The following is a 21,832-nucleotide window of genomic DNA, read 5'->3' on the forward strand; positions in this document are numbered from 1 at the left end:
ACGCGTCATCCGACAACCGTGTTGACGCGGCCGGCAATGGTGTCGGGTTACGCGCCTTGCGCTAACCCGAGCTACGCGAGCGCCATCTCGGAAAAGTAGGCCGGATTAGCCCGGAGGGCGTAATCCGACAACCGTGTTGGCCGCGCAGTGTCCAGAAAAATCAGGCCGTGCCGCCGACCGTGATGCCGTCGAGGCGCAAGGTCGGCTGCCCCACGCCCACGGGCACGCTTTGCCCTTCCTTGCCGCACACGCCCACGCCCGAGTCGAGGCGCATGTCGTTGCCGATCATGGAGACGCGGTTGAGCACGTCCGGGCCGTTGCCGATCAGGGTGGCGCCCTTCACCGGATAGCTGAGCTTGCCGTTTTCGATCATGTACGCTTCGCTGGCCGAGAAGACGAACTTGCCATTCGTGATGTCGACCTGGCCACCGCCGAAGTTGACGGCATACAAGCCGTTTTTCACGGAAGCGAGGATCTCGCCCGGGTCCTTGTCGCCACCCAGCATATACGTATTCGTCATGCGCGGCATGGGCAGGTGGGCGAACGATTCGCGGCGCGCGTTGCCCGTCACGGGCATCTTCATCAGGCGCGCGTTCATCGTGTCCTGGATGTAACCCTTCAGGATGCCGTCTTCGATCAGGGTCGTGCACTGCGTGGGATTGCCCTCGTCGTCGATATTGAGTGAACCGCGCCGGCCGGCCAGGGTGCCGTCATCGACCACGGTGACGCCCTTGGCCGCCACACGCTCGCCGATGCGTCCCGAAAACGCGGACGAACCCTTGCGGTTGAAATCGCCTTCCAGGCCGTGGCCGATCGCTTCGTGCAGCAAGATGCCGGGCCAGCCCGGTCCCAGCACGATGGTCATGGGCCCGGCGGGCGCGGGGCGCGCTTCCAGGTTCACCAGCGCCGAATTGACGGCATCGCTGGCATATTGCTCCAGCACGGCATCGCTGAAATAGTCGTAGCTGAAGCGCCCGCCGCCGCCGGCCGAGCCCGTTTCGCGGCGGCCGTTCTGTTCCGCGATCACAGTCAGCGACACGCGCACCAGCGGGCGGATGTCGGCCGCCAGCACGCCGTCGCTGCGCAGCACCAGCACCACGTCGTACTCGCCGGCCAGGCCCGCCATCACTTGCACCACCCGGGGGTCTTTCGCCCGCGCCATCTTTTCCACGCGCTCGAGCAGCTGCACCTTGGCCGTAGCATCGAGCGAGGCGAGCGGATCGTTGGGCAGGTACAGCGAGCGTCCGCCCTGCGGCTGCATCCGGCCCGCGATCTTGATTTTGCCGGCGCCCGCGCGCGCAATCGTGCGCGTGGCCGCTGCCGCTTCCAGCAGGGCCCGCTCGGAAATGTCATCGGAGTACGCAAACGCCGTCTTGTCGCCGGACACGGCACGTACGCCCACGCCCTGGTCGATGGAAAAGCTGCCCGTCTTGACGATGCCCTCTTCCAGGCTCCAGCCTTCGCTCTTGGTCGACTGGAAATACAGGTCGGCATAGTCGACCTTGTGCGTAAACATCGTGCCCAGGGCTTTGAGCAGCTTGTCTTCGTCCAGGCCGAAGGGCGTGAGCAGGATATCGCGCGCCACGGCCAGGCTGGACAGATTGGGGTCAAATGGAATCATGGCTATCTTTTCTCAACATTCAATTTACATCGTCCGATGGGTTAGCGCGGGCAGGGACTCGCGCACGCCGGCCAAAAACACCAGGTCGATCTCGCCGCTGACCACGCCCTCGCCTTCCGGCAGCACGGCGATCACTTCGCCCCACGGGTCGATCAGCATGCTGTGGCCCCAGGTGCGGCGGCCGTTCGGATGCAGGCCACCCTGCGCCGAGGCCAGCACATAGCACTGGTTTTCGATGGCGCGCGCGCGCAGCAGCACTTCCCAGTGGGCGCTGCCCGTCGTATGGGTAAACGCGGCCGGCACGACGATCAGCGCGCAATCGCCCATGGCGCGGTACAGTTCGGGAAAGCGCAGGTCATAGCAGATGGACAGGCCGACGCGGCCGAACGGCGTCTCGATAGCGCGCACCTGCGCGCCCGGCACGATGGTGCGCGATTCATTGTACGACTCGGTGCCGCGCGTAAAACCGAACAGGTGGATCTTGTCGTAGCGGCCGGCCGGCTCGCCTTGCGGGTCGTACACCAGCGTGGTGTTCAAAACCTTGCCCTCCTCGCCGGAAATCAGGGGCAAGGTGCCGCCGATCAGCCAGATGCCGTGCTGGCGCGCCATCTGCGCCATGCCATCCTGGATGGGGCCGTGGCCTGGCTGTTCCGCATGGGCCAGCTTGTCCGTTTCCTGCTTGCCCATGATGGCCCAGTATTCGGGCAGCACCACCAGTTGCGCGCCACCGGCGGCGGCCTGCGCCACCAGGCGCCGCGCCGTAGCCAGGTTGTCTTCCACGGAAGGCGAAGAAATCATTTGTACTGCTGCAACTGTATGCATCATTTCACCTCTTGTACATTCGACCTTGCCGAATGGCACTTATTTCGCCACGGCATCGTTCGCCGCCGCTGCGGGCATGGCGACAGGTTCCAATTTACCACCATCGAGCTTGGTCACGACGGGCGATTTCCACGGGCCGGCGATCTGCATATGGTAGGTGAGTGCCTTCATCACGGGCGCGCGCAGGAACAATTGCGCCAGGAAACTGCCCAGGCCGATGACGGGATTGACGGCCAGCGCGTACACGAGCGGTCCCGTTCCCAGGTTAAATTCGGGGATCACCACCACGTGCAAATTCGTCGTTTCATTGGCGATATCGGCCGTGCCATCCATCAGCACGGTGGCCGCCACGCCATGCATCTTGAGATTGTCGGTGGTCACCACGCCGCGCTTGATGCTGGCGTTGGCCGTGATGCCGTCGAAGGCCAGGCCTTCGGAAAACACGTCGTGGAAATCGAGTTTCAGCAGGCGGGGCAAGGCTTGCAGGCTGAGTACGCCCAGCAGCTTGGCCGCGCCCGGGTCCTGTTTGAGGAACTGGCCCGATTCCACCTTCATCTCGATCTGTCCCGACAAGGTGGGAATGTCTAGCGAATACGGCAAGCCATTCCAGGCGATATCGCCGCTCAGACGGCCCTTGCCGCGGCGCACCGTGTCGGCAAAGCCGAAGCGGTCGAGCAGCTTGCCCGCATCGACGATATCGAGGCCGAAACGCAGGCTGGTCGTGCTTTGTCCGTCCTTGATGACCCATTTTCCACTGCCGCTCAGCGCGCCATCGGGGTTCGACAGTTGCAGCTTACCCACGCGCCACTCGCGCCCGCCCGCCGCCATCGTGTTATAGGCCTGCAACTCCAGCCGGCCGATCTTCTTGTTGAACAGTTCAAATTGCTCGGCAACGATATCGAGCGAGGGGATCGACTGGGCGCCACTCTTTCCTTCCAGCAAATTCTTGACGTCGTTGGCAGCCGACTCCGGAATGATCAGCGACGACAGGCGCGCCGTCATCTTGCCCAGACCGGACGGCGTTTCCAGCCACGTCACATAGCCCGACACTTGTTTTGCGTCGATATTGGCTTGCCACACATCCTTTTGATGCGTGGCGCCGACCACGACGTTTTCCAGCTTGCGCTCGCCCAGCATCAGTTCGCTGGCACGGGCCGCCATCATGTCCGGCACCACATATTGCGCGATATCGGGCGCATCGTCGGCGGCGCCGCTGTCGCCGGACGCCGGGGCGCTGCCGGCGATCTCGCTGCCGACGGCGATCCAGCTGTCCACGTCCAGGGTTTTCATGTTGACGTTAAGCATCATGCCGCTATCGGGCTCGGGCGCCGGCACGTTCACGCCGATGCCGCCACGCACCAGGCGCCAGGCGTCCTTGCCCTGCTTCTGGCGCTGGTAGCGGGCAGCGATGCCGGAGCCGAGCGCGATGCGGATATCATCCGTGCGCAGGCCCGCGCCGTTGGCCGCATTGCCCGTCAGGGTGAATTTCACGGGCAGGCTGTCGCCGGCCGGCTTTTTCAGGGGAGCGGGGAAATCCAGGCCCAGGCCCGTCAGCGGCGACTCGACATTGACCACCACCTGGTGGTCGCGCGCCGTAATCAAGCCGTTGTAGCGCGCGCCGCCATTCAAATGTTTCGCCAGGCGCTGCAGCACGGGCGCCGGATAGGTCTTGCGCAAGCCGTCGATGGTCATGTTGCCGGCGATTTTCACTTGAATCGAACTGTCCGCCTGCGTGCCGCCCGAGATGGCCAGCGGCCCGCCCAGCAGGCTGCCATTCAAGCCATTGAGGTTGACGCCCTTTTCGTTGAACTCGATCTTGCCCTGCGTGCCCAGCACGGGCGGCATGTCGTGGAACAGCACCACGTCGTTGCCCGCCAGCTGCAAGCTGCCCTGCACGGTCGACTCGAGCATGCGCTCGATCGGCAAGTGCAGTTTGAGGGCCAGCCTGGCGTTGCCCGTCGCCGTCGTTTCGTCCGTGAAATGCTCGATCCAGCCCAGCACGGGGCTGGCCGTCACGTACTTGAGGAATTCCTGCATCGGTCCAGCCGCATTGCCTTCAATGTCAAGCAAGGTGTCGAAGACGGTCAGGTCGGGGATCACGGCTTTGACATTCGTCAAGGCCACGCCGCCCGTGGTGGCCGTGTCGCCGCGAATTTCCATGCGCGCCCGCTCGAACACAAAACTGCCCTTGATCTTTTCCGCCTGCGGCCACAGGGGCGCCTTGCCCGCCAGCGGGCCGCTTTCGGCAAATTCGCCGGGCGCATAGTTCAGCTTGCCATTCTCGATCTTGCCGGCAATACGGAAGTCGCCGCGATTGCGCTGGGCGGCATTCCGCTGGGCGGGTGTATCGGCCTTGAAGGGAAAATGCTCGAGTTCGCCGCGCAGGCGCAGACTGACATCGTGCGCCATGCCGCCTTCCAGCGCCCCCGTCAGCCAGTGGCGCAGGTGCTCGGGCGTTTGCAGCGGCAGGTAGCGGCCGATGGTGTTGATCTCGAAATTATCGATGGTGCCCGCCAAGTCGACCTGGCCCAGGTTCTTGCCGTCGAGCGGCATCCGATGCGAACCATGCAGGGCGACTCGCATGCCTTGTTGATTAAGATCAAGCCTGTCCAGGTCGACTTGTAGCATATTGTCTGCTTGGAAAGCCCAGCGCGCCTCCATTTCGAACTGTTCGAACGGCAAGGCCGGCTCACTCAAATAGGAGGCCAATTGCAATACCAATCCCCGTGCATCGATATCGACCTTGCCGCCCTTGTCGCTGGCGTCGATACTGCCAGTCAAATGTTCGAAACCGGGAATAGCCGGTGCGGCGGCCTGCGCGGGGCTGGTCGCCGTCTTCGCCACGGCCAGGCGCGCCGGCTGCGCATTCAGGCCCAGATCGATGAGCTTGCCGCGCAGACGGTAGCTGGCGGGGGTGCCCATCTCTCCTTCCCATTGCGCTGAAAAATCCTGCAGCCGCCCGCGCGGCGCCAGGGCGTCGAGGCGCTGGCGCTGCTGCTCGCCCAGCGGCAGCTTGTCGGCCAGTGCGGCCAGGGTTTGCAAATCGAGCGACTTGGCCGTGATTTCCGTGCGCGCCGGCTTGCGCTTCGTGGCAGCGATGAAACGCTCGGACAAGGTCGTGGGCGGCAGGCTGAGGCCATCGCGGGTTTCCACCGCGAAATTCGTCAATTCCACCTGATGGCCATTCGCGCCAAAGGTGGGCTTGCCGTCGGGCACCTGCGCCGACAGCTCTTCTTTGGCCGAAATGCGTCCGCTGACCGACAGCAGGTCGAGCGGCGCGATATGCTCGCCCAGCTGCGCCTGCACATCCGTCAAGCCCACATCGGCCGTGAAGCCGGCCAGGCGCGCGTGATCCAGGCTCAACCAGGCGCGCAGCGCGCCCTTGCCCTGGCTCAGTTCGAATGGATAGTCGAGGTAGCGGCGCCAGGCGGCCAGGTCGGCGTTTTTCAGGTCCGCGTACAGCTCGCCCTTCCACATCGATACATCGGAGATGCGCGTGCTGAAAGGCGGATGCGTGAAGTGAGCGCGCACATCGATGGGCGCGGCCAGGCTGGCGGGCGGCGTGGCCTGCAAGCCCAGCCTGTGGCTGCGCCAGCGGTTGCGCAGCAGCAGATTGACCTGCGACAAAGCCAGCTCCGGCGTGCCGCGCGCTTCGTCCGTCCAGCGCACCTTGCCGTCGCGAATGATGATGTCATGCTGCGACAGCAGCCAGTCGGCGCCCTTGCCATCGCTGCCTTGCGTGCTGTCGATCAACACCCCGGCCACATACAGCTTGCCATCCTTGCTGCGCCGTACGTCCACGTCGGGCCGCGTGATTTCCAGGGTGGTGAAGCGCACGGAACCGAGCACGCTCCACCACGACACGGTAGCCGATATGCTCGGCAGGCTGAGCGCCTGGCGGCCCGCCTGGTCGCGCAGGGTCACGTCGCCGAAGAAGAGATTGGGCCGCACGCCATGCCAGGAGGCATAAATACGCGCGATGCTGACAGGGTTGCCCAGCGCGCGGCTGGCTGCCCGCTCGATATCGCCTTTGTAATAATCGATATTCGGCAGGATCGCGTAGCGCAGGAATAAAAACAGCACGGCGAAGGCGAAATACGCGAGCAGCACCAGTTTGATGGTAAAACCCAGCACATGGTGGGTGGCCAGGTTGGCCAGGCGATAGGCGGCACGCAGCCGCTGCCAGCGCAGGGCCAAGGGCACATGCTCTGTCACGCTTGCTTCTGGCGGTTTTTGCATCAATAAGCTAATAAACTGGCCCGGCGTCAAATAATGGCAAAAATCGTCTGCATTCGTGGTGCGCGCCTGCATCCTTGCGCTTGCGTCTGAGCAAAGCCTCCCTTACCATCGTTCGGAAGAGCACGCACTACCGGCGGTATTGGGCCGGCGGCACAATTTTACCGCATCCCCCGCCGTTCGCCGCCAAGTTAAACAAGAACATGCACGCAGCATCCACGAGACCCTTACCGATACCATGAGCACACAGCCTTTGATCTCCGCCTCCCGTTTCTACCAGCGCTGGCTGGACGCCGCCCCCGAGCGCGCCGCGCAGGTAGCGCAACTGGTGCGCGCGCCGCTGGACGGGCTTGACTTTGCCGCCGCGCTGGCCGAGCAATCGAACGCCGCCATGCCGCCGCTGCCGCCCGAGCGGGCCATGCGCCGCCTGCGCAATCTGCTCGTCTGCGGTCTGATCGCGCGCGATCTTGGCGGTCAGGCCGACTTGCATGAAGTCGTCACGGCCATGACGGGCTTTGCCGATTTCGCCATCCGCACGCATGTGGACGCCATCATGGACGAAATGGTAGCCCTGCACGGCATGCCTGTCGGCGAGGAGTCGGGCGAGGAACAGGCTTTGATGGTGCTGGCGATGGGCAAGCAGGGCGGCGGCGAGCTCAACGTCTCGTCGGATATCGACCTGATCTTTGTGTATCCGGAAGATGGCGACACGCAAGCGACCTTGCCGGGCCAGCGCAGCCTGTCCAACCACGAGTTTTTCATTCGCATGGGCAAGAAACTGATCGCCGCCCTGGCCGAGATCACACAGGACGGATTTACTTTCCGCGTGGACATGGCCTTGCGTCCGAACGGCAACTCGGGTCCGCTGGCCGCCAGCCTGGGCATGGTGGAGCAATACCTGATCGTGCAGGGCCGCGAATGGGAACGCTATGCCTGGGTCAAGGCGCGCGCCGTGACGGGCAAGCCCGAGGACATCGCCGCGCTCGACGCCATCGTGCGGCCCTTCGTCTTCCGCCGCTACCTCGATTTCGGCGTCATCGACGCCATCCGCACCATGCACGGCCAGATCCGCGCCGAGGTCAACCGCCAGGAACGGCTGCATCCGGACCGCAGCAACAACGTCAAGCTGGGCCGTGGCGGTATCCGCGAAATCGAATTCCTCGCGCAAGTATTCCAATTGATACGCGGTGGGCGCGACGCCGAGCTGCGCGAGCGCTCCACGCGCGCCACCCTGCGCACGGTGGCGGACAAGGGCTTGCTGGAACCGGCCATCGTGGAACAGTTGCTTGGTTCCTACACTTTCCTGCGCAACCTCGAACACCGGCTGCAGTATCTTGACGATGCACAGACACACACCCTGCCCGCGAATGACGCCGACCGCCTGGTGGTGGCGCAGATGATGGGCCTGCCCGACGTCGCTACCCTGCTGGCCCAGCTGGAAGCGCACCGCGTGTTTGTCGCCGGCCAGTTCGACGAAATGTTCAGCGACAAGAGCAGCGGCACGCCGCCGGCCGACACGGGCATCGACCCGCAGACGTCGAACGACTGCGCCGCGTCCGACCAGCAGGAAGCCATCGAAGCGCGCTTCGCCGCCATGGGCTTCCATGAACCGGCAGCTTGCGCGCGCCGTTTGCTGGCCACGTGGCAGGCGCCCCGGCTGCAATCCCTGCCCGAAGCGAGCCGCACGCGTCTGGTGGCCCTCGTCAATTCCGCCCTGCCCCTGATCACCGATTGCTCCGTGTCCAACGGCAATGCCAGCCAGCTGGCCACCCTAGGCCGGCTGCTCGATTTCCTGGAAGCCATTGCGCGCCGCTCGGCCTATCTGTCATTGCTGACAGAGTACCCGCACACGCTCGAGCGCGTGGTGCGCATGGTGTGCGCCAGCGGCTGGGCCGCCACCTTCCTCACGCAGCACCCGATCCTGCTCGACGAGCTGCTCGATGAACGCATCCGCAACACGGTGCCCGATCCGGCCGCGCTGGCGCTGGACCTGCAGCGCCAGCTCGACGACGCCCCCGGCGACACGGAGCGGCAGATGGATATCCTGCGCGAAATGCACCACGCGCAGCTGTTCCAGTGCCTGGCGCAAGACCTGGCGGGCGACCTGAGCGTGGAAAAGCTGGCCGATTACCTGTCGCAGCTGGCCGACATCATCGTCGCCGCCACCGTGCAAGCCGTGTGGCAAACGTTACCTGCGCGCCACCGCGAGGTGCCGAAATTCGCCGTCATCGCGTATGGCAAGCTGGGCGGCAAGGAACTGGGCTATGTCTCCGACCTTGACGTCATCTTCCTGTTCGACGACGACGACCAGGAAGCGCCCGGCCTGTACGCCAAGCTGGCGCAGCGTTTCATCACCTGGATGACCTCGCACACTTCGGCCGGCATCCTGTTCGACATCGACATCGCCCTGCGCCCCGACGGCGCCTCGGGCATGCTGGTGTCCAGCGTGCAGGCGTTCGAGCGCTACCAGAGCAGCGCGGCCTGGGTGTGGGAACACCAGGCGCTCACGCGCGCGCGCTTTTGCGCGGGCGACGTCAGCATCGGCAAGCATTTCGAGCGCATCCGCGACACGATCCTGCGCAAGGAACGTCCGGAAAACGGTCCGCTCAAGGGCGAAGTGGTGGCCATGCGCAAGAAGATGCTCGATGCGCATCCGCCCCGTCCCGGCAGCTTTGATCTGAAACAGGATCCGGGCGGCATGATCGACATCGAGTTCATGGTGCAATACCTGGTGCTGCAGCATGCGGCGCAGTATCCGCAGCTGACGGCCAACTCGGGCAATATCGCCCTGCTGCGCCTGTGCGGCGAGCTGGGCCTGATCGACGCCAGCCTGGCCGCTTCGGTTGCCGACGCCTACCGCACGCTGCGCAAGCTGCAGCATCAGCTGCGCCTGCAAGGGCAGGACCTGGCCCGGGTGGAACCGGAGCGGGTGCGCGTGCATGCGGACAACGTGATGCGCCTGTGGCACACGATCTTTCCCGCAACGATTGCATAAGCCCGGCGCCGGCGTATGATACGTACAGGCAACTCCACTTCCCAGTGGTGCCGTACAACAGGCCGCGCCGGGGTTGCCCATACCAGGAGACAGCGTATGAAGACAAGTGTAAAAACGGCAAGTGTAAAAACGGGCATCCACGCCCTCGTTGCCAGTTTCATCCTCTGCGCCATGCCGGCAACGGCATGGGCCGCCCCCAGAGGCAGCGCGGATGAAGCCATCGCCATGACCAAGCGCGCCGTGGCCATGATCAAGGCCGACGGCAAGGAAAAGGCCTTTGCCGCCATTGCCGATCCCGCCAACACCAGCTTCCATGACCGCGACCTGTACATTTATGTGTACGACATGAATGGCGTCACCCTGGCGCACGGCAACAATCCCAAGATGGTCGGCAAGAACCTGATCGACCTGAAGGACAATGAAGGCAAGGCCGTCATCAAGTCGCTGATCGCCACGGCCAGCACGCCGGCCGGACGCGGCTGGGTGGACTTCAAGTGGCCCAATCCGCTGACCAAGGTGGTCGAACAAAAATCCGGCTACATCGAACGGGTCGACAATATGATCGTCGGTTCCGGCATCTATAAATAAGCCACGGCAAGAGGAAAACGCGCCCGCATGCCGCTCCATTACCTGTCCCGTCTGAGCGGATCGGCGCGCGATACGCAAGCCAATCTGCAGCTGGGCTGCGTGCTGGCGCTGGTGGCCGGCGCCGTCAACGCGGGCGGCTTTCTTGCCATCGGCGGCTATACCTCGCACATGACGGGCATCGTCTCGGGCATGGCGGACGACCTGGCGCTGGGCAACGTCACGGTAGCCCTGGCCGCGCTGGGCGCCTGGCTGGCCTTTGTCAGCGGCGCGGCCGTCACGGCCATCATGGTGAACTGGGGCAAGCGGCGCCGGCTGCACAGCCAGTTTGCCGCCAGCCTGCTGCTGGAAGCGGCGCTGTTGCTGCTGTTCGGCCTGACGGGCAATTACCTGGCCGCCATGCCCGACGTGCTGGGCCCCGTCACCATCTTGCTGCTGTGCTTTGTCATGGGCTTGCAGAACGCCATCATCACCAAGATTTCGGGCGCCGTCATCCGCACCACGCATGTGACGGGGCTGTCCACCGACATCGGCATCGAACTGGGCAAGATGGCGTATTACAACCGGCGCCACCTGCCGGACCGCATGGTCAAGGTCAACCGGGGCAAGCTCAGGACACACAGCCTGCTGATCAGCTGCTTCTTCATCGGCGGCGTCAGCGGCGCACTGGCCTTCAAGCACATCGGCTTTCCCGCCGCCACCATCCTGCTCGCCGGCGTGCTGACCCTGCTATCGGGCGTGCCCGTGCTGCGCGACTTGCGCGTCTTGTGGCGCTTCTACCGGCGCCGTTTTTATTCGCACAGCCATGAATAAAAAAACGCCCCGAAGGGCGTTTTTTCTTATGCGGTCACAAAATTACTTGGCCGACATCAGTGCGACGGTGGTGTCGAGCATGCGATTCGAGAAACCCCACTCATTGTCGTACCACGACGATACTTTCACCAGACGGCCCGACACCTTGGTCAGGGTCGAATCGAAGTTCGACGAAGCCGGGTTGTGGTTGAAGTCGATCGAGACCAGCGGTTCGGTCTGGTAGGTCAGGATGCCTTCCAGGGCGCCTTCCGACGCGGCTTTCATCAGCGCGTTGACTTCTTCCACGGTGGTGTCGCGCTTGGCGATGAAGGACAGGTCGACCAGCGACACGTTGATGGTCGGCACGCGGATGGCGAAGCCGTCCAGCTTGCCATTCAGCTCAGGCAGCACCAGGCCCACGGCGGCGGCGGCGCCCGTCTTGGTCGGGATCATGCTCATGGTGGCCGAACGGGCGCGGCGCAGATCTTCATGCATCACGTCGGACAGCACCTGGTCGTTGGTGTAGGCGTGCACGGTGGTCATCAGGCCCGTTTCGATGCCGATGGCGTCGTTCAATGGCTTGACCAGCGGTGCCAGGCAGTTGGTGGTGCACGAAGCGTTCGAGATGACGGTGTCGGTCGATTTCAGTACCGAGTGGTTCACGCCGAACACGACGGTCGCATCGACGTCCTTGCCGCCTGGTGCCGAAATGATGACTTTTTTCGCGCCGCCCTTCAAGTGAGCCGAAGCCTTCTCTTTGGTGGTGAAGAAGCCCGTGCATTCCAGCACGACGTCCACGCCCAGCTCGCCCCATGGAATTTCAGCAGGATTGCGCTGTGCGAATACGCGGATCGGATCGCCATTGACGATCATGTTGTCGCCTTCGACGGTGACCGTGCCCGGGAACTTGCCGTGCGCAGTGTCGTAGCGGGTCAGGTGGGCGTTCGATTTGGCATCGCCCAGGTCGTTGATGGCAACGATCTGGATATCCTGTTTCTTGCCGCCTTCGTAGAAAGCGCGCAACACATTACGGCCGATGCGGCCGTAGCCATTGATTGCAACTTTGATCGTCATACTCTGCTCCTGATTAAAAAAGAAGGTACATGCACGCCCCTGGCGACAACATCGCCAGGACCGTTAAAAATCAATATTAGCCAGCGATAACGGCTTTCACCTTGGCGACGACGTTCTCGACCGTGAAGCCGAAGTGCTTGAACAGCACGCCAGCCGGCGCCGATTCGCCGAACGTGTCGATACCGACCACGGCGCCTTCCAGGCCCACGTATTTGTACCAGAAGCTGGTCACGCCCGCTTCGATGGCCACGCGCGGCACGCCTTTCGTCAGCACGCTGGCCTTGTAGGCGGCGTCCTGGCGGTCGTAGACGTCGGTCGACGGCATCGACACGACGCGCACGTTGATGCCTTCCGAGGCCAGCGCGCTGGCGGCGGCCACGGCCAGTTCCACTTCGGAACCGGTGGCGATCAGGATCGCCTTGGGCTCAAGCACGTCGTTGAGCACATAGCCGCCGCGGAAGATGTTCTCGATCTGTTCGGCGCTACGTTCCTGGTACGGCAGGTTCTGGCGCGAGAAGATCAGGGTCGACGGACCGTCCTTGCGGCGCACGGCGGCGCCCCAGGCGGCAGCCGACTCGACGGTGTCGCATGGACGCCAGTTGTCCAGGTTCGGGATCAGACGCATCGACGAGACGTGCTCGACCGATTGGTGCGTCGGGCCGTCTTCGCCCAGGCCGATCGAATCGTGGGTAAACACGAAGATCGAACGCAGTTTCATCAGGGCAGCCATGCGCAGCGCATTGCGGCTGTAGTCGGAGAACGTCAGGAACGTGGCGCCGAACGGGATGTAGCCGCCGTGCAGGGTGATGCCGTTCATGATGGCGCTCATGCCGAATTCGCGCACGCCGTAGTTGATGTGGTTGCCAGGCTGGCCCGAACGCACGGCCACGCACTCTTTCCAGTTGGTCAGGTTCGAACCGGTCAGGTCGGCCGAGCCGCCGAGGAATTCCGGCAGCGACGAAGCCAGTGCCTGGATGGCGTTCTGGCTGGCCTTGCGGGTAGCGATGTTTTCTTTTTTCTCGACGCAGGACGCGATGGCGGCGCTCAGGGCCGCTTCGAATGCCTGTGGCAGTTCGCCTTGCATGCGGCGGGTCAGTTCAGCGGCTTGCTGCGGGAATTCGCGGCTGTAGGCGGCAAAGCGCTCGTTCCAGTCCGCTTCCAGCAGGGCGCCCTGCTTCTTGGCGTCCCACGCGGCGTACACGTCGGCCGGCATTTCGAACGGGGCAGCATCCCAGCCGATGTATTCGCGCACGGCAGCGATTTCCTTGTCGCCCAGCGCGGCGCCGTGGACCTTGTCGCCGCCTTGCAGGTTCGGCGAACCCTTGCCGATGATGGTCTTGCAGCAGATCAGGGTTGGCTTCGATGCGGTCTTGGCGGCGGCGATGGCGGCAGCGACGGCGGCCACATCGTGACCGTCGACGGCGCGGATGACATTCCAGCCGTACGCTTCGAAACGGGCCGGGGTGTCGTCCGTGAACCAGCCTTCGACCTTGCCGTCGATGGAAATGCCGTTGTCATCGTACAGGGCGATCAGTTTGTTCAGGCCCAGGGTGCCGGCCAGCGCGCACACTTCGTGCGAAATACCTTCCATCAGGCAGCCATCACCGACGAAAGCGTAGGTGTAGTGGTTGACGATGTCGTGGCCAGGCTTGTTGAATTCAGCGGCCAGCAATTGCTCCGACAGGGCCATGCCGACGGCGTTGGCGATGCCCTGGCCCAGCGGGCCGGTGGTCGTTTCCACGCCGGGCGTGATATCGACTTCCGGGTGGCCCGGGGTTTTCGAATGCATCTGGCGGAAGGCCTTGATGTCATCCATCGACAGGTCGTAGCCCGTCAGGTGCAGCAGCGCGTAGTGCAGCATCGAGCCGTGGCCGTTCGACAACAGGAAACGGTCGCGGTTTTGCCATTTCGGGTTCGCGGGATTGTGGCGATAGTGACCACTCCACAGGGCAACTGCGATCTCGGCCATGCCCATCGGCATGCCTGGATGGCCGGAATTGGCCTTTTGTACAGCGTCCATTGCCAGTGCGCGGATCGCATTGGCCATTTTGGTAGTCGGGAGCGTAGTTGTCATGGTGGTGTGGGTCAGTCGCGGAGTTTAAATTCGTTTGCAGCGCAGCTGGGCGCAGTCAGAGCTATGTATTTTACCAGACCAGCAAGGGGAAAAATCAAACCGCGCAACGCCGCCGCCGCCGCTTGTGCCGCTTGCGCCCGGCAGGGGCGAAAAAAAACCGGGCCAGGCCCGGTTTTTCGCGACGTACGCCGCTGCGGGGCGCGCCGCAAATCGGCCCGCCCCACCCGTCAGTCCACCCTCACGTTATTTGAAGGAGTACGACGCCGACATGTAGATGTAGCGGCCACGCGGATTGCCGTAGGCGGTGTCGTAGCCGATGTTCGACGATGGATCGAATGCCGGAGCACGGTCGAACACGTTATTGACGCCACCACGCAGCACCAGGTTCTTGAAGCCGCTGTAGGACAGCGAGGCGTCAACCAGGGTCGCGCTCGGGATCATCAGGCCGTTCGCGTACTCGTCGTAGTAAAGGTTGATCGTCGCCGACGGTGTCCGGTCCACGTGGTAATGCGAAGTGAAGTTGGCGCTCGTCGTCGCCGCCCAAGCACCGCGGTCCCAGTTGACACCCAGCTTGGCCAGCAGCTTAGGATAGCCGTATTCACCTGCCTCGCAAGCCGTGTTGTTGGGGCAATTGATCGCCGGATCATCAGGCAGCAGCGTGCGGTTGTAGGACAGCGTGTAGCTCGCCTCGCCGAACACCTTGAAACGCCCCATCTCGGCCGTGCGCAGCGTGTACGACGCTTCGACATCCAGACCGTCGGTGACGACCTTGCTGCGGTTGATCAGGCCAACCTGCAGCTGCTTCAGGCGACCTACCAACGGACCCAGCGTCGCGCGCTGGGCGGCGCTCAGCGCGTTATACTTCTCTTGGTCTTCCGCCGTGACGGCATAGCGCGTGACGGCGTCCTTGTACTGACCATCCTCGCCCGCCAACACGGTTTCGTTGTCAAGATTCTCGACGCGATCGTTCCACTTGATATTCCAGTAGGTTAAACCCAGCGTCAGGTTCTTGATCGGTTCGGCGACCACGCCCAGGTTGAACTGCTTCGATTTTTCGGGCTTCAAATCCTTCGTGCCGGACAGCAGAGACAGCGCCGAACCGCTGCAAGCGGTGTCAAAATACGCGTCACCCACGATGCAACGCTTCGGATCCTTGGTCGCGACGAAACCGCCGCGGCCTTCGTTAAAGCGCTGCGACAGTGTCGGCGCGCGGAAACCGGTGCTGTAGCTGGTGCGGAACATCAAGGTCGGCAAGGCGGTCCAGCGCAGGCCAAGCTTCGGGTTGGTGGTACCGCCAGCCAACTGGTAGCGATCATAGCGGACGGCCGCCTGCGCTTCCAGGTTTTTCAGCAGCGGCAGGGCCAACTCGCCGAACACGGCGCCGAGCGACTCAGAGCCGTCGATGCCGCGCAGGGTCGAATAGATGCCGATCGCGCCATCGCGCCAAGCCTGCGACGGATCGTAGCTGAGCTTCTCGCGCTTGTACTCGGCACCTACGGCCACACCGATCTTGCCGCCGGGCAGTTGGCCAAATTCGCTGGAAGCGGTCACCTTGGCAAAGTCCGTCGAGGACTTGGTCTTGGTGTACTGGTCGGCCGTCAGTTCGTTGATGATCTGCTCCGAATTATGGTTGCCGCCGAAGGGGTTGAACTTGCCCTGCGCCAGGTAACTCTGCAATTTGTCGTGCATGAAGGAGCCGTACACGCGCGTTTCGCCCTTCTCCTGGCTGTGGCCCACAGACACGGTCCAATCCCAGTTGGCTGCGCGGCCGGTGGCGCCGCCAACCAGCCAGGTGGTGTCAACATTGGTGCCCGTACCACCCTCGGCGGCAGGGAAGAGGCGGCGGATATTGACCGGCACGCCGTAGGTATTGAAGGGATTGTTCGCCGCCACACGCAGCACGCCGGAGCGGTCGGCATTTTGGATCCAGGCCGGCGAACCTTGGACGCGCGTGTCGAAGTGGTTGTAAAACAGATTGGCGAACAGCGACACATCCGGCGTCAAATCCCAGTTCGCCGTGACCGCCCCGCCGTAGCGTGTGGACGGGCGCACCAGGTCTATCGACTCAGCGGCGGAATACATGCAGGAGCTGCGATTCGGCGCAGCCACCCATTCCGGCGCATCCGGATAGGGCTTGCTGTGGGCCGCGTCGCACTCCGGATCGGGCATGCGCTGCGAACCGCCCAGCGATATGGTGCCGGGATCGCGGCCCTTGGCGCCGTACACGCCACCCTGATACAGGCCGCCATTGTGGCCGGTGAAATCGGTACTGTTCGCCCAATCGCGGTCGACGCCGTGGATAGCCTTGGTTTTTTCGTAAGAGGCCGAATACGTCACGTTGAATTTCTGTGCGTCACGGTCGCCGAAACCGCCGGACACGGACACCTTATGGTTTTGCCCGTCGCCATAGGTGGTCGAACCGGTGCTGGCGTCGAGGGTCAAGCCCTGGTAATCCTTGCGCAGGATGAAGTTGATGACGCCGCCGACGGCATCGGTGCCGTAGATGGCCGAGGCGCCGTCCTTGAGCACATCGATGCGCTCGATGGCCGACAGCGGAATGGCGTTCAGATCGACCGAGGTCTGGCCGCTATAATCGTCCGAACCGGACGCCGGCAGGCGATAGCCGTTCAACAGAATCAGGGTCGGCAGACCGCGCAGCGAGACGCTGGTGGCGCCGTTTCGGAAGGAACTCGATGTCGCCAGCTCACCGCCGTTACCGCCCGCAGAAGTCAGGTTGCGCATCAGATCCAGCACCGACGTCGCGCCCGAACGGGCAATCGACTCGCGCGTCATCACGGTGATCGGGGAAATACCTTCGGCTTCGATGCGTTTGATACTCGAACCGGTGATTTCGACGCGCTGCACCTTAGGCACCGGCGCATCGATCGCTTCCTGCGCATGCACGCTCATCGTTGCGACGCCGGCGAACGCGGCCAATGCCAATCTCACCACCTGCACACTCTTTTTTTCGCGAAACATCATAACTTATTCCTTTTCATGATCCCTGATATCACTTGATAAGCGATTAGTTTGTATTTTTATAATCACTTAAATCTCTCATGGTCTTGCGAAAAACTGCAAGGCCCCTCCCGCTACAGTGGCATGCTTGTCCAACCAATTTAAGCTGGCCGCAACGCGCCCGGGGTCATAGGCCCGGGCATTGAAACGTGCGGCGTCTCCCCATGCCATACCGAATCACATCACGGACGACATTGCTGGAAACAATTGATGTCGTTCAACACAACTTGTATAGTCATCAAACCACGCCAAAAGTATCACTGTCAATAATGCAATGATTTATGAAATCAAAAAACAACATTTCGTTTTAGTCAGCTTGTTATCTCCACGCAATTTCCCGTCCCGGATGCGCCGCGCAGGCCCAGCGGCAAGAATTTCACCCGGCCGCGCGCAGCGGCACTAAAATTGCACTCTCGAGTCGCTGCCGCGCGCGCCCCACCCGCGCGCGGCGCGGCACCTCCCATTGTTTCTCTCCGCCAGGATGTTGCATGCCGCGTTTTTTCTGTCCCCAGCCACTCGCCATAGGCGCCACCATCGCTCTGCCCGACGCCGTCGCCCACCACGTCCATGTGGTGCGCCTTATGCCGGGCGAGGCCATCACCGTCTTCAACGGCGAGGGCGGCGAGTACACGGCTGTCTTGTGCAACGTCGAGAAAAAACGCGCCAGCGCCGAACTGAAGTCCCACACGGCGCGCGAAGCGGAACTGCCCTACGCCGTGACCCTGGCACAAGCGCTGCCGGAAGCGTCCAAAATGGACTGGATCATCGAAAAAGCCATCGAACTGGGCGCGGCCGGCATCGTGCCGCTGGCGGCGCAACGCTGCGTCGTGCGCCTGTCCGCGGAGCGGGCGGAGAAAAAACTGGCCCATTGGCAAGCGATCATCGTGTCCGCATCGGAACAATGCGGGCGCAACCGCCTGGCGCAGCTGGCGCCATTGCAGGATTTTAATAGCTGGAGCAGCCAGCAGGATTTACATAAACGCATCATCCTGACGCCGCGTTCGGAGCAGTCGCTGGCCGACTGGGCGCGTCACCAGCCGCCGCAGGCGATCACCGTGATGGTGGGGCCGGAAGGGGGATTTTCGGAAGCGGAAGAAAAGGCGGCCCTGGCCGCCGGCGCCATCGGCCTGGCTATGGGGCCGCGCATCCTGCGCACGGAAACGGCGGGCCTGACGGCGCTGGCCACCTTGGGTGCCTTGTGGGGCGGGATGTAAGCCAGCGTACGACGATCAGGCACCGAGCGTGCCGCCAAAACAAATGCCCCGCAAGCTTTGCAGCTTGCGGGGCATTTTACTGGCATGACTGATGATGCCTTTGCTGTATCCGTCCGTCCGTGCATCCCCGTCTCCGCCGGCTGACGACTGTCAACCGGCAAGGAGGGAATCACATCAGAACTTGTGGCTGTACTGGGCCGACAAGCGCACGGTGCGCGGGCTCGAGTAGGAGTTGACCATGCCGGCGGTCGTGCTGACGGCAGTACCAGCGGCGCTGGTGTTGTAAGCCTCGTCGATCGATTGCGCCACTTGACGGTTGGTTGCGTTCAGCACGTCGACTTTAAACACGATGCCCTTGATCTGCTCTGGCTTGTAGATGAAGTTCAAGTCCAGGCGCATTTCCGTTGGCAGCGTGCCGTAAGCGCCACGGCCGTTCGGGCCGGTTGGGCACAGGAAGAAGATCGAACCGTATTGCGACAAGCCCAAGCCCTGTTGATCCATGGACGCTGGGATATTGCAAGTACGCGACATAGGACGGCCCGTTGCCACCAGCAAGTTGCCGCCGACGCCGAACTGGCTCGTGAACTCATAGTAGCCATAGGTTTTCAACTGGTGCGTACGGTTGTTCGGCAACAAGCCGCTGCCGTTGATCATCGTCTCAGGGAAGTCCCATCCCGAGCTGAAGCCCACGTCGGCCTGGCCGTTATCCGACTTGGTCTGACCTTCCTGATTGCCTTCGCTGCGCGACCAGGTGTAGTTCATCTTGCCGTACCAGCCATTGCGCATCGGATGTTCGAGCATGAATTCCAGCGCCGTATAGGTACGCTTGGCTTTTTCCGGGAAGCCGGCATCGGCAGCCGTAATCGTCACCGCGCGCTGTGCACCGTTTGGTCCCACCGGGATCATGAAGGTGTTGTCCTTGCCTGGATTGAACAGGGCGCCGTTCCAGCCATGATCGTCGAAGTACTCTTTTTCAGCGCCTGTCAGCTTGGCCGAAATGGCGCGTGGATCCGAGTAGTCATCGATCGTGTTTTTCAGCTTGCGATAGGTGAACTTGATACCGCCGTTGAAGTCAGGCGTCAGCGCCTTCTCGAAGCCCAGGTTGATCTCGTCCTGGAAGTGGGCCTTCAAGTTGGTCGAAGCCAGCTCATTGGCGCGTTTTTCCTGGCCAAATTCATTGTTAGCCGACACGACATTGCTGATCGGGTTCAAGCCCAGCGGTGCGCCCGTGGTCGGGTTGACGCCCGTGTAGGTGTAGAAGCGGTCGGTGTTCAGCGAAGCGCCGGCAAAACGTACGGCCATGTTGGCCGGCAATTGCATGAAGTAGCGGCCAGCCGTACCGAAGACTTTCAGGGAACCGTCGCCATACACATTCCAGGCCGCATTCAGGCGCGGTGCCAGCATGTTTTTCTGTTCCACGAAGGTTTCGCCGATACCGTTCATGTTCTTGAACGACTCATTGCGCAAGCCCAGGGTCACGACCAGATTTTCGGTGGCCTGATAGCGGTCCTCGATGTATTGCGCCGACTGCTCGACGGTCGGGGTGGAGCCGCCGCGCTGCAGGTTTTCACGCACGTAGTAACCTTGGGTGCCATAACCGCCGCCAGCTGCCGGCGAGATATTGTGGCCAGACAATACGGTGTTCGGATCGGTTTTCAGATACGTCCAGGTACCACCGCCAGCCGCTTCCGTACCGTTCAGGGCATTGATCTTGTTGTGGTCAAGACCGCCGCGTATCGTATGCTGCTTGGCCAGTTTGTATTCCAGATCCAGGCGATAACCGCGGTTGGTGTCTTGCGCGCCGTCGCGCAGCAGGGCCGAGCTGAAACCCTGCACTTGGCTAGGCGAATAATTCAGGCCTGGTACCTTAAACTCTGGAGAACTAACGACGATTGGACGCAAGCCTGGAATGTAGCCGAACGGATTTTGCTCGCGTTGCGTCTTCGCCTGGCCAACCAGGGCTTGCACGGTCAGATCGTCGGTCACATAGCTGGTCAGCTTGAGGATGTCGATGTTCGAGCCCTGGGCTGCCGCCAGCGCGGCACCGGTGGCGTTGAGGAACAGCACGCCTGCCGAATAGTTCTTGAATCTGGCGCCGCCGTTCTGCACATAGCCGCGCTGTTTGGTGTCGTAGTTGAAGCCGTAGTATTGATCGTTGACATTCGACTCGTCCGAAATGTGCGTGTATTCGAGGCGGTTGTTGTCGGTGATATTCCAGTCGATCTTGGCGATATAACGCGGCACATCGGATTTCTGCACCAGCCAGCCGGTCTGGTTGTTCACCTGGCTGGTCGATGCCAGACGCGCCGTTTCGCGGTCCATCTTGGTAAATTCGCCACCCAGATAGATGAACAGCTTGTCCTTGATCAGCGGGCCGCTGACATAGGCGTTATAGACCTTCTCGGTCAGCTTGTCGCCTTCGCGGTAGTTGTAGATCTTGCCATCCGTCTTGGGATTGGCGCCCGTATTCGGGAACATGATGTTCTTGGCCTTGCCGCGCAGCGAATCAGGCGCGTAGGTAAAGCCGGCGCCGAATTCCCAGTTATTCGTACCGCTCTTGGTGGTGATGTTGACCACGCCACCCGTCGAACGTCCGAATTCGGCGCCGTAGCCGCCGGTGATGATTTGCGCTTCAGCAATCGAGCCGAAAGGCAAGGAAGAGTAACCAACCTGATACAGGCTGTTGGTGACGGGGAAACCGTTGATGTACGCCGCATTTTCCGACGCGCTGGAGCCGCCGAAGCTGGCGGCGTTGTTGCCGTAGCGCGAGTCGGCGCGCGTGGTGCCGCCAGCCAATTGCACGATGTTGGCAACCGTAGGCGCCAATGGCAGGGTAGCCAGTTCGCGCGAATTGAAGGAAGAACCGGAGTTGGAACTGGTGACATCGATCGCGCGGCGGCGGCTCGTCACGTTCACGGTTTGCACCTGCTGCAGCGCCACTTCGCTTTCCTGGCCGATGCGCACTTCCACATCCTGCGAGCTGACGACGGAAGAGCCTTTCAGCAGGGTCACCTTGTAGTTGCCAACTGGCAGGGAGGTGATGCGGAAAGTACCGCTTGCATCGGGCGAAATGGTCCGTTTGAAGCCATTGTCAGCACCGACGATCTGCACCGATGCGCTGGCATCCGGCGCGATCTTGCCGATGATATTGCCCGTGGCATTCGACTGTGCCATTACCGTTGGAACAATCGCAGCGCTCAATACCGATGCGCTGAAAGCGATCGTTAATGCACGTGCTATTACAGTTTTTCTCAACATGTCATTCCCTATTTATTTATGAGCGCAGTATTACTGCTTTGGTAAAGGAGTTTATCACTCACACTTATGCGTTTTTGAACGCTTTTTACTCTCATCACCTTGTAATCCCTTCATACAAGGCATCCTCTCGATCCACTTTGCAT

Annotated in this window: 11 protein-coding genes; 4 read left to right on the forward strand and 7 right to left on the reverse strand. The window is 62.2% G+C overall.

What is annotated here, in order from left to right; genetic code table 11:
* Nucleotides 1–160: 160 nt before the first annotated feature.
* The 3 genes from tldD to AC1RBA_RS16760 are packed head-to-tail and all read right to left on the reverse strand — an operon-like array spanning nt 161 to nt 6,658.
* Complete coding sequence (tldD, locus tag AC1RBA_RS16750; RefSeq protein WP_492419201.1) at nt 161–1,621, reverse strand: metalloprotease TldD; 1,461 nt, start codon at nt 1,619–1,621, stop codon at nt 161–163.
* 24 nt (nt 1,622–1,645) lie between these two features.
* Nucleotides 1,646–2,446 carry a carbon-nitrogen hydrolase family protein gene (locus AC1RBA_RS16755; RefSeq protein WP_070219245.1) on the reverse strand — a complete coding sequence of 267 codons (801 nt, stop codon included), beginning with the start codon at nt 2,444–2,446 and terminating at the stop codon, nt 1,646–1,648.
* A gap of 36 nt (nt 2,447–2,482) precedes the next feature.
* Complete coding sequence (locus AC1RBA_RS16760; RefSeq protein ID WP_492419203.1) at nt 2,483–6,658, reverse strand: YhdP family protein; 4,176 nt, start codon at nt 6,656–6,658, stop codon at nt 2,483–2,485.
* 259 nt (nt 6,659–6,917) lie between these two features.
* On the opposite strand from AC1RBA_RS16760, the gene glnE reads away from it, so the two are divergent.
* From glnE to AC1RBA_RS16775, 3 genes are all read left to right on the forward strand, one after another.
* Complete coding sequence (glnE, locus tag AC1RBA_RS16765; RefSeq protein ID WP_492419204.1) at nt 6,918–9,674, forward strand: bifunctional [glutamate--ammonia ligase]-adenylyl-L-tyrosine phosphorylase/[glutamate--ammonia-ligase] adenylyltransferase; 2,757 nt, start codon at nt 6,918–6,920, stop codon at nt 9,672–9,674.
* A 96-nt stretch (nt 9,675–9,770) separates the two neighbouring features.
* Nucleotides 9,771–10,262 (forward strand): cache domain-containing protein, encoded by a 492-nt coding sequence (locus AC1RBA_RS16770; protein WP_083287269.1) that lies wholly within the window; start codon nt 9,771–9,773, stop codon nt 10,260–10,262.
* Nucleotides 10,263–10,289: 27 nt separating this feature from the next.
* Entirely contained in the window at nt 10,290–11,072 is a 783-nt protein-coding gene (locus AC1RBA_RS16775) for a YoaK family protein (protein WP_070219248.1), read from the forward strand.
* A 42-nt stretch (nt 11,073–11,114) separates the two neighbouring features.
* Here AC1RBA_RS16775 and gap read toward each other — a convergent pair whose 3' ends face one another.
* The 3 genes from gap to AC1RBA_RS16790 all read right to left on the reverse strand — a co-directional run bounded on the left by gap (nt 11,115) and on the right by AC1RBA_RS16790 (nt 17,181).
* A complete protein-coding gene (gene gap, locus AC1RBA_RS16780) occupies nt 11,115–12,125 on the reverse strand; it encodes a type I glyceraldehyde-3-phosphate dehydrogenase (RefSeq protein ID WP_010395244.1) in 1,011 nt (336 codons plus the stop codon).
* A 76-nt stretch (nt 12,126–12,201) separates the two neighbouring features.
* Complete coding sequence (gene tkt / locus AC1RBA_RS16785) at nt 12,202–14,199, reverse strand: transketolase (RefSeq protein ID WP_230506615.1); 1,998 nt, start codon at nt 14,197–14,199, stop codon at nt 12,202–12,204.
* A 243-nt stretch (nt 14,200–14,442) separates the two neighbouring features.
* Complete coding sequence (locus AC1RBA_RS16790) at nt 14,443–17,181, reverse strand: TonB-dependent receptor (RefSeq protein WP_070312783.1); 2,739 nt, start codon at nt 17,179–17,181, stop codon at nt 14,443–14,445.
* Between the two features lie 524 nt (nt 17,182–17,705).
* On the opposite strand from AC1RBA_RS16790, the gene AC1RBA_RS16795 reads away from it, so the two are divergent.
* On the forward strand, nt 17,706–18,431 hold the full coding sequence (locus AC1RBA_RS16795) for a 16S rRNA (uracil(1498)-N(3))-methyltransferase (protein ID WP_070291144.1): 726 nt from the start codon (nt 17,706–17,708) through the stop codon (nt 18,429–18,431).
* Between the two features lie 174 nt (nt 18,432–18,605).
* Here the strand turns inward: AC1RBA_RS16795 and AC1RBA_RS16800 are convergent, their stop codons facing one another.
* Nucleotides 18,606–21,605 (reverse strand): TonB-dependent receptor, encoded by a 3,000-nt coding sequence (locus AC1RBA_RS16800; protein WP_083287270.1) that lies wholly within the window; start codon nt 21,603–21,605, stop codon nt 18,606–18,608.
* Nucleotides 21,606–21,832 lie beyond the last annotated feature (227 nt).

The organism is Janthinobacterium sp. GW823-FHT03B06 (genome assembly GCF_058796955.1).

Bases quoted from the DNA above. Each gene is read 5' to 3' on its own strand.
- AC1RBA_RS16755 (WP_070219245.1), bottom strand. From the start codon at position 2,446: ATGATGCATACAGTTGCAGCAGTACAAATGATTTCTTCGCCTTCCGTG.
- tkt (WP_230506615.1), bottom strand. From the start codon at position 14,199: ATGACAACTACGCTCCCGACTACCAAAATGGCCAATGCGATCCGCGCA.
- gap (WP_010395244.1), bottom strand. From the start codon at position 12,125: ATGACGATCAAAGTTGCAATCAATGGCTACGGCCGCATCGGCCGTAAT.
- AC1RBA_RS16790 (WP_070312783.1), bottom strand. From the start codon at position 17,181: ATGATGTTTCGCGAAAAAAAGAGTGTGCAGGTGGTGAGATTGGCATTG.
- tldD (WP_492419201.1), bottom strand. From the start codon at position 1,621: ATGATTCCATTTGACCCCAATCTGTCCAGCCTGGCCGTGGCGCGCGAT.
- AC1RBA_RS16795 (WP_070291144.1), top strand. From the start codon at position 17,706: ATGCCGCGTTTTTTCTGTCCCCAGCCACTCGCCATAGGCGCCACCATC.
- AC1RBA_RS16800 (WP_083287270.1), bottom strand. From the start codon at position 21,605: ATGGCACAGTCGAATGCCACGGGCAATATCATCGGCAAGATCGCGCCG.
- AC1RBA_RS16775 (WP_070219248.1), top strand. From the start codon at position 10,290: ATGCCGCTCCATTACCTGTCCCGTCTGAGCGGATCGGCGCGCGATACG.
- glnE (WP_492419204.1), top strand. From the start codon at position 6,918: ATGAGCACACAGCCTTTGATCTCCGCCTCCCGTTTCTACCAGCGCTGG.
- AC1RBA_RS16770 (WP_083287269.1), top strand. From the start codon at position 9,771: ATGAAGACAAGTGTAAAAACGGCAAGTGTAAAAACGGGCATCCACGCC.